This window comes from Streptococcus caballi DSM 19004 (genome assembly GCF_000379985.1).
GTDB lineage: Bacteria > Bacillota > Bacilli > Lactobacillales > Streptococcaceae > Streptococcus > Streptococcus caballi.
Map to the genome: position 1 here is coordinate 1 of NZ_KB904100.1, position 7,958 is coordinate 7,958.

Consider the following 7,958-nt stretch of genomic DNA (forward strand, 5'->3'; position numbering starts at 1 on the left):
GAAGTCTATGAACTCTTCCAAAGTGCTTGGTCAGGGGCAGAGTACCAACCTGATAAGGCAGACCAAGGAATTGAAGACCATACCATCTATGCCATCAACGCCTTGGGGCAATACGATATCCTCAATGAAGACCTGTCAGGACTAGAGGATGCGGATGACATTCGCCAAGTGCCAAGCGAGCTGGGTGCCATTGTCACTAACATTCGTGACATGGTGGACGACCTGCACATTAAGCCTCTGCCACAGCCCTGGTTGCCACCGCTTAAGAAGGCGATTTATGTGCAAGACCTCCGAACAGAAGACTTCAAAGTGCTGTGGCAGAAGAGTCATCAGGGTAGCCTGAGTGCTATCTTTGGGATGGTGGATTTGCCAAGCCAACAGGCTCAAGAAGTCATCAGCCATGACTTTGATAAGGATGGGAACTTGGTGCTTTATTCTGCTCCAGGGATGGGGAAATCAACTTTCTTACAAACGCTGGTTATGGATCTGGCTCGTCAGAATACTCCCGACCTCATGCATTTCTATCTCTTTGACTTTGGGACTAATGGTCTGTTACCTTTACGCTCCTTGCCACACGTTGCCGATAGTTTCATGATGGAAGATAGTGAAAAACTGACAAAATTCATGCTTCGGATGCAGGAAGAAGTCGCTCTTCGTAAGAAGCTCTTTAGTCGTTATGGCGTATCCAATATCGGTCTTTACCGACAAATGAGTGGGGAAGGCTTACCACAGATTATCATTGTCATTGATAGTTATGATGGGATCAAGGAAGCCGAGCTTGGGGAGCAGCTAGAAGCCACTTTCCAAACGCTTTTACGAGATGGTACAGGATTGGGGATTAATGTGGTCATGACAGCAGGGCGTATGGGAGCGCTCAAATCAGCCCTGCAAGCTAACTTGAAGACACGCTTAGCCTTGAAGATGACAGATGATAATGACGTCAGAACCTTGATTGGCCGTCATGACTACATCCTAGAGGACATTCCGGGACGTGGTTTGATGAAGTTGGAGCAACCAGAAGCCTTCCAAATCATCCAAGCCATTCAAGAGGAAGCTGAAGACATGGATGCCGCTTGGTCAGGTGACCGTCCTAAAGCCATTCCAATTGTACCAGAGAAGCTTACTATGGAAGACTTCATGGCCAAGGCTAGTGTACAGGAAGCTATAGGAAATGGTGAGTTACCACTAGGATTAGATGTGATGAGAGTTGAGAGTGTGTCAATACCGATGGAAGGGTTCAAACACCTCGCTTATATCTCAGATAATGAGGAGTCGCTCCAAACTGTTACCCGTCAGTTATTAATGGTATCTCATGAGTTGATGCCTAACCTTAAGGTGATGCTATTAGATAGTGAACGAAATTTCAGTGATTATGCTTCAACTGTTCAAACTTATATTCAAGATGGTGCAGTTTTTGAAGATATGACGGAACAACTAGTTTATGAAATGGAACAGCGTCAGAAAGGCAAGACTAAAGAAGACTGGTTAGTGATTATTCCAAATTTGGAAAGTTACCTCAGTATTGCCAAGGAGAAAATTAATTTGTGGGATGCTTTACTTAAACAAGCCCATCAAGTTGGTCTTCATCTCATTGTTGGTGGTAGGCTGGCTTACTTGGGCATTAGTTCTAATGCCCTTCCTAAGATGATTCGTGAGAAAGTTCAATACTTTTTACTTGGTATGCGTTTATCTGACCAAAATTTCTTAGATAAAGTGTACAATAGTAGGGAAATCCATCCCGCAGTTGATGAAGTTTATTTACACGATAGAAAACAATCCGTAAAATTAAAATTAGTTAATAAGGAGATAATGAATGATTCAAAGTAATCTATCCCTTGCTAGCAGTCAAGCAACCGCAATAAGCAGTGCTGGTGCAAATCTTCTAGGAGGAGCTACAGCCAGTAAGGATACTGTCACTACCCTAAAAGGAAATACCAATGCTCACTCAGCCATTGATTTAGATGCTAGCACAGTTCAACAAGTAGCCTCAGCTATTAATAGTTTTGTTGGTTTAATTCACAGTACAGCTTCAGAATTTGAATCAACAGATCAACGTTTAGCGCAGGCACTTTTGGTAGGAAGTTCTAATACAACTGCAAGTCAAACGCTTCCCAACACTTTCCAGCCTAACCCTAATTTATTTGGAGGAAAGTAATAAGAGTGAGTAAAAGAACAATAGAAATGGTGACGCATGAGGAACGACAAGTTAATGACCAGCTAGATGTTTTGATGGATAAGAAGAAAAGATTTTATCATCACCAGATGGAGAAAGATGATTTTTTTGGAGAGACCCATCGACTTTTAGCAGATTTAGACACGTCGGAAATTAGTCCTAAAGATAGGCAAGATGCTTTGGCAATTCAATCAGAATACCAAAGGTTAGAGCGTTTAGTTACTCAAGATTACGAGGCTTATGAGACGACACTTAAGCAAGAAGAACATCAGTTAGAATCAAGAAGAGAGTCGCTTTACGTTGAAAAACAGCGACTTCTAACTGAAGAAACGGTGAAACAAGAGAAAAAGGAGACGAGCAATGGTAAAAATGGATTTGGGCAGTTCTAACGCGCAGTCTAGTTCAACAGCCACAGTGACGAGCAATCATATTGCAGCCTATCAAGGCTTGATTGCCAGTCTACAAGGTTTTTCAGGGACAGCTGATTTAAAGGGAGCAGCCTATGATTCAGCCAAAACCTACGCTTCTAGTGTTCTGGTTCCCCTGCTTCAAGGGGCTATCCTGTTATCAGAGAAGATTGCAAGCTCAACAGCCAAGCTACCAAGCGAGTACAGCAACCAAGTTGCACCAGAATCGCTTGATTCAGCTGATTTGGAGCGACAAATAGCGACCTATACAGCCGCCTACAACCGAGCTAACGAGTGGTTGACACAGGAGATGAAACGTGATGTTGTAGATGACCGAAATGTTCTTCAGGCTCAGAAGGCGATGGCACGACATTTGGCTAAGAAGCATGAACTAGAAGAAAAGCTAAGGAAACTGCTGGCTTTTAATAATACTTCTGCGAGTTTATTTTCAGAAGTAGATGGCTTGTTTCAAGCGGTATCACAAGGCATGTCACAGGTTAAGGCTGGTTTTAGTAGCTTTGATGGTACATTTAAGGTTCCCGCGAAATCTGATATGAGTTGGGCGACTACAATAACGAGCTCTTGGAAGAAAAGAGAAAAGGTTATACAAGCGTTACAACACTCAGGTAACTTGACTAAGCAAGATGTTGAAGCTGTACAGGCTTACATTACTGGAGGAAGTTTTGAAGGTGAGGAAACTATCCTGATTTATGATAATTATTATGGTTATGCAAAATATGTCATTAGTATGAGTGCAATCGGAGAAGGTGATATGTCGCTGAAATTTAATTCATCAGGTTTAGAAGGCTTATAAGTTGGAGATGCAAGCCTTTCTAGAGATGGAAAGTTTTCAAACAGTATTAATCCAATTGGAACTTCTGCTTTAGATAGTATTTATAACTATGATATGTACAAGGATGGAATATCCGATATTTCAACTACCTTTTTAACAAGCAATAGTGGTATTTCTATACAATTTGGAATGAAGTACATCAATAATACTTTAGCAATGTACAGTAAAAGTAAATCAGAGGTAAAATCTAAAATTACTCCCCTTGATATGACAGGCAAGGTGATTGTTGAGTATGAAGAAGGTAAGTATTTAAGAAATAAGAACAATGAGCCTCACAAAGCCCCTGTAGATAATCTTGTTGATGAAATAGGAGACTGGATGGGAGAACACCCAAATGTTACAAAAACAGTTACTGTAATTGGTGGCATCACAGGAGGAGCAGCACTTGCTTATTTTGCTTGGCCTGTTTTTGCGGGTAGTGCTGCCTATACTGGAATAGTAGAGCTTGGTGGAGCTGTTGGTGGAGCCTTAGCGGGTCTCTGGAATATTGTCACAAACGCTTTTGCATAAGGAGGAAGATTAATATGTATCAACATATTGAAGAAATGATCTCGCAAATGACCGGATCTGAAATTATTCGGTTTAAAAATAAAATTGGATTATACTATTTTATGTTTGTTTTTGTGATGTTGGGACTCTATGTGTATTTTGCTACATTGGAGATACCATTTCTGTATTGGCTAGCGCTTTTAGTAATCCCAATTTCCTTTGTATTCTTTTTACCCATCTTGTCTTGTATTGATAGAGGCTATAAAAAGATATTAAGTGATCATCTTGATTTAGATAGATATCAAGAGATCATTGAGAAAAATTCTTTTTATCAATCAGGTCGAATAGGATCAAAGAATAAAGGTGAAAAATCATTTTATTATATTAATATTGCTTATCTTCAATTTTTAAGAGGTAATTTTTCCCAGTCATTAGAAGCATTATCTCAGTTTAATGTTACAGATTTTAAAAGTTACAAACAACAGAATATTGTATTTTACTATTATTTAGAGTTATTAAACAAGATTTTATTAGGAGAACCTTATGATTTACAATTTTATCTCGATAAGATGTCTTCACAGATCTTTAAGGTTGAAAAGCAAAAGATTATTGTTCAGCACCAACTTAATACGGCTAGGGCTTTAGATAAAATCATAACACACCATGAACCGTGTGATTATTTTGAAACTAGCTATGCAGGCAGTAAGATAGATAAGGTGTTAGAAATGTACTATGCAGGGCTAAACAGATATAATCAAGGGATGTATAAGAAAGCTTTAGAATTTTTTTCAGCAATTGCGAGTGAAAATCAAGCATTATTTGTTGTACAGAAGGCTAGAAAGTATTTGGAGGAGAGTTAATATGGCAGAAAGAAATCATTTACCAATTGGAACAGTTGTAAAAGTTAAGGATGGTAATCAAAATCTAATGATTACATCGTTATTTCCTATTATTGAGAGGAATGGTGAAAAAGGATACTTTGATTTTGGAGCAACTTTGTTACCATTAGGAGCGGTAAGTCAGGAACAAGCTTTTTTTAATAAGGAAGACATTGAAGAGATTATTTTTATGGGATATGTAGATATCTATTTTCAGCAGTTGATTGAGAATTATGACGATTTAGTATCAAAAATTGAATATCCTAGGTTTGCGATTAAAAATTATCAATAGTTAGATATTAATTCGAATGGTTTGACGACGGGAATAAAGGATATTTTTTCATGGTAGAAACACAAGCAGTAAAAGGAAATTTCTTTAACCTAACAAAGGATGGAAAACATTTGTTGAGAGGATGGTACTTGTTGGTAGCTGCGGATGGTCGAGAATATGTTGTGAAGAATAATTGGACACTTTTCCCTAAAAAGACCTGTCAATGTTATAAAGTCAATCGTGATTTATCGTCTTTCGTTTATACAAGAGATATGTACGATGAAGCTAAGAGTAAGGCTGGAAAAACCAGTGTTGGTATTGCTGTCGCTATCATTTCCGGAAGTGCTTTTCGTCATATTTTTCCCGTGTCATGGTTTTTAGGAGTAAGCAACATTCCTGTGGATATCTTGCTTGCTTTAAGGAACATCTTAGTCCCCCTTGTGGTACTTGCTCTATTTTTGATAGCCATTGCTTTTTATAGGAGTAGAGTGTTTTTGAGATTATTACAGGAGCAGGAAGCAGAGATTACACAGGTTGGTACCGCTAGAATGACTGGGCATCTAGCTTATACGCCTCAAGGAAGAAAGCTGCCCTCTTTGGGAATTTTGCCCTATTATGTGAGTAGTATTTTTCTTCTAAGTCTGATTACGTTACCAGTGATTTTTGTAGAATACAGATTGATGGCTATACTTGTAGCTTTAGCTTTTTGGGAGATATTCTTTTCGGGACTCACTATCAATCCTAATGATAGTTCTAAAACTTTTGAATTGGTGAGTTGATGCAGAATAAAAGTCGCTTCAAAGGTTGAAGATAGCTGAAAGAGCTAATTTCGATTTTTATATCTACGACAAAGACAGTAGGAGGACGAATTTAGTGGAATATTCTAAATATTATTTAGCGAGATTATATCCAATCTCGTTGCAAGGTAAATATTTACTTAGAGGTTGGTATCTTATTAGGAATAAAGATGGTGAAGAGTGGCTAATGCGTAGGCACTTTGCTTTATCGTTTCGTAGGTTTTTACCTCTATATCAGACGACAATTCCTTTAGAGGAATATATTTATCAAAAAGAAAACAAATCAGGGACAGTTGCTACAGCTACTTTTTTAGGGATAGTATTTGCAGCCTTTGTTCGTAATTTTATTCCTAAGGAATGGTTGATTGGTGCGATTAATTCTCCCTTTTCACTAAGCCAAGCTCTAATAAATATAGTCATTGTTTCTCTTGTAACTATTTTATCTATTGTAGCTCTAACCTTTACTAGAGATTTTCGCTTGAGATTATTTTTAAAAAGGAGGAATGTGGAGTTAAGGAAAGTTGGAAAGATACGCTCGGCAGAACCTCTAAGACGGACACCCAGTGGAAAGGAGTATTGGTAAATGTTAAAAAATATGAAATATTATGCCTCACTCGTAACGCTGATAGCTCCAATATTTATTGTTTCTATCTTTATACAATTAAGGGGATTATCATTGCTCCTTTTTCCAGTCACTTTAGTTATTTTTTTTAGGGCTCTCAACAGAAGATTTGGACAGAGAAATTAAATTTGAAGTAATTGAGGAGGATGGAAATGAGTAATGATAAGTTAATACCTTTAGGTAGCATAGTCTATTTAAAAAGGAGAAAGATTACTTTAATGATAGTTAGTAGACAGCCTGTTATTGATTAAGGATACTTTTTCATGGTAAATAGAAAAGAAATCAAGGGTGATATTTATAACTTAACTTTGAACCAACAATCTATTATTAGAGGGTGGAATTTGATTGTTAGTGATGATGGAGAAGAATACTTGATGTTTAGGAATCTGTCACTTTCATCAAAACTCCATAGGAGAATTTACCAGACTGATTTGCCAATGATAGATTATCGTGTTACTAAAGAACTCCCTAAAGATAAAGGAGCAAGAGCTAGTTTCTTGGGAATCTTTGCAGCAGTCTTGAGTGGATCAGTGATTAGAAGTATGGGCTTGGAATCCTATATTTTTGGAGCAAGTAATATTCCTGTAGATTTTTTCATTGCTATTCGTAATCTTAGTGTGGTTGTGCTAGTCATTGCTTTATTTTTGTCAATGACCGCCTTCTTAAGATTTCTCCGATTAAAATGGTTTTTATCACAAAAAGGGCATGTCTTAAATTATGTTGGAAAAATAAAACCTTTATCACCTTATAGACAGATGCCAAACGGAAGGGAGTACTGGTAAGATGAAAACAATTCATTACTATGTTATGCTTTTTTTATTGTTAAGTCCTATTTTGATTCTTTCTATCTTCGTAGAATTAAGATTATTTGCTCTATCCGCTTGTCTATTCTGGTGGTTTGTTTTCATGGGGCTACATGTTAGGCCCACGGAGTCAGCCAATCGTTTTGAGATTCTTGAGGAGGAAAAAGATGAATGATGATAAGTTACTTTCTTTAGGTAGCATAGTCTATTTAAAAAGGGGAAAGATTGCTTTAATGATAGTTAGCAGACAACCTGTTGTTGATTTAGGTAATGAACGAGTCTACTTTGATTATGCAGGAGTTAGTCAAATTTTAGGATTAGAAACAGACAAAGTCGTTTATTTCAATAAAGAAAACATTAGTCAAGTTATTTTTGAAGGCTATGTAAGTGAAGAAGAGCCAAGAATACAAGAAGCATTAAGAGAATGGCGAGAAAGTAATAACCAAATCTCTAAGGGAAAAGTCAAGTAAGCATACAAACCATTTAAAAGATATTTCATCAAGAGGTCAAAGTGAATCGGTTGCACTAAACTAGACAGAAGAATAAAGTGTGAATAGGTTACACTAAACTAGACAGAATTTATAAAGTGTTCTACACTAAAGAAAAGAGGAGAACAGATATGTCTAGAAAAATTCGCCGTCATTTCACAGATGAGTTTAAACAAC

11 protein-coding genes are annotated in these 7,958 nt (G+C 37.4%); all 11 read left to right on the forward strand.

The window, feature by feature from the left end:
• The coding region (locus A3GS_RS0108695; RefSeq protein ID WP_018365026.1) for an FtsK/SpoIIIE domain-containing protein at positions 1 to 1,827 on the forward strand (1,827 nt) is incomplete at its 5' end.
• Positions 1,814 to 2,155 (forward strand): TIGR04197 family type VII secretion effector, encoded by a 342-nt coding sequence (locus A3GS_RS0108700; RefSeq protein ID WP_018365027.1) that lies wholly within the window; start codon positions 1,814 to 1,816, stop codon positions 2,153 to 2,155. The genes A3GS_RS0108695 and A3GS_RS0108700, both read left to right, overlap by 14 nt.
• A 5-nt stretch (positions 2,156 to 2,160) precedes the next feature.
• Positions 2,161 to 2,562 carry a hypothetical protein gene (locus A3GS_RS0108705; protein WP_156808899.1) on the forward strand — a complete coding sequence of 134 codons (402 nt, stop codon included), beginning with the start codon at positions 2,161 to 2,163 and terminating at the stop codon, positions 2,560 to 2,562.
• A complete protein-coding gene (locus tag A3GS_RS11740; RefSeq protein WP_018365029.1) occupies positions 2,534 to 3,394 on the forward strand; it encodes a T7SS effector LXG polymorphic toxin in 861 nt (286 codons plus the stop codon). The genes A3GS_RS0108705 and A3GS_RS11740 overlap by 29 nt, the downstream gene beginning before the upstream one ends.
• Positions 3,395 to 3,487: 93 nt before the next feature.
• Entirely contained in the window at positions 3,488 to 3,943 is a 456-nt protein-coding gene (locus A3GS_RS0108715; protein WP_018365030.1) for a hypothetical protein, read from the forward strand.
• 14 nt (positions 3,944 to 3,957) lie between these two features.
• A complete protein-coding gene (locus A3GS_RS0108720) occupies positions 3,958 to 4,782 on the forward strand; it encodes a hypothetical protein (RefSeq protein WP_018365031.1) in 825 nt (274 codons plus the stop codon).
• A gap of 1 nt (position 4,783) precedes the next feature.
• Complete coding sequence (locus A3GS_RS0108725; protein ID WP_018365032.1) at positions 4,784 to 5,092, forward strand: DUF4176 domain-containing protein; 309 nt, start codon at positions 4,784 to 4,786, stop codon at positions 5,090 to 5,092.
• Between the two features lie 50 nt (positions 5,093 to 5,142).
• Positions 5,143 to 5,850, forward strand: coding sequence for a hypothetical protein (locus A3GS_RS0108730; RefSeq protein WP_018365033.1), 708 nt, complete (start codon positions 5,143 to 5,145; stop codon positions 5,848 to 5,850).
• 94 nt (positions 5,851 to 5,944) lie between these two features.
• The gene (locus A3GS_RS0108735; RefSeq protein WP_018365034.1) at positions 5,945 to 6,451 is read left to right on the forward strand and encodes a hypothetical protein; all 507 of its coding nucleotides are present in this window, start codon (positions 5,945 to 5,947) and stop codon (positions 6,449 to 6,451) included.
• Between the two features lie 302 nt (positions 6,452 to 6,753).
• Positions 6,754 to 7,272 carry a hypothetical protein gene (locus A3GS_RS0108750; RefSeq protein WP_018365037.1) on the forward strand — a complete coding sequence of 173 codons (519 nt, stop codon included), beginning with the start codon at positions 6,754 to 6,756 and terminating at the stop codon, positions 7,270 to 7,272.
• 188 nt (positions 7,273 to 7,460) lie between these two features.
• Complete coding sequence (locus A3GS_RS0108760; RefSeq protein ID WP_018365039.1) at positions 7,461 to 7,763, forward strand: DUF4176 domain-containing protein; 303 nt, start codon at positions 7,461 to 7,463, stop codon at positions 7,761 to 7,763.
• The last annotated feature ends 195 nt before the right edge of the window (positions 7,764 to 7,958 follow it).

Bases quoted from the DNA above. Each gene is read 5' to 3' on its own strand.
- A3GS_RS0108730 (WP_018365033.1), top strand. From the start codon at position 5,143: ATGGTAGAAACACAAGCAGTAAAAGGAAATTTCTTTAACCTAACAAAG.
- A3GS_RS0108750 (WP_018365037.1), top strand. From the start codon at position 6,754: ATGGTAAATAGAAAAGAAATCAAGGGTGATATTTATAACTTAACTTTG.
- A3GS_RS0108725 (WP_018365032.1), top strand. From the start codon at position 4,784: ATGGCAGAAAGAAATCATTTACCAATTGGAACAGTTGTAAAAGTTAAG.
- A3GS_RS0108720 (WP_018365031.1), top strand. From the start codon at position 3,958: ATGTATCAACATATTGAAGAAATGATCTCGCAAATGACCGGATCTGAA.
- A3GS_RS0108700 (WP_018365027.1), top strand. From the start codon at position 1,814: ATGATTCAAAGTAATCTATCCCTTGCTAGCAGTCAAGCAACCGCAATA.
- A3GS_RS11740 (WP_018365029.1), top strand. From the start codon at position 2,534: ATGGTAAAAATGGATTTGGGCAGTTCTAACGCGCAGTCTAGTTCAACA.
- A3GS_RS0108715 (WP_018365030.1), top strand. From the start codon at position 3,488: ATGTACAAGGATGGAATATCCGATATTTCAACTACCTTTTTAACAAGC.
- A3GS_RS0108760 (WP_018365039.1), top strand. From the start codon at position 7,461: ATGAATGATGATAAGTTACTTTCTTTAGGTAGCATAGTCTATTTAAAA.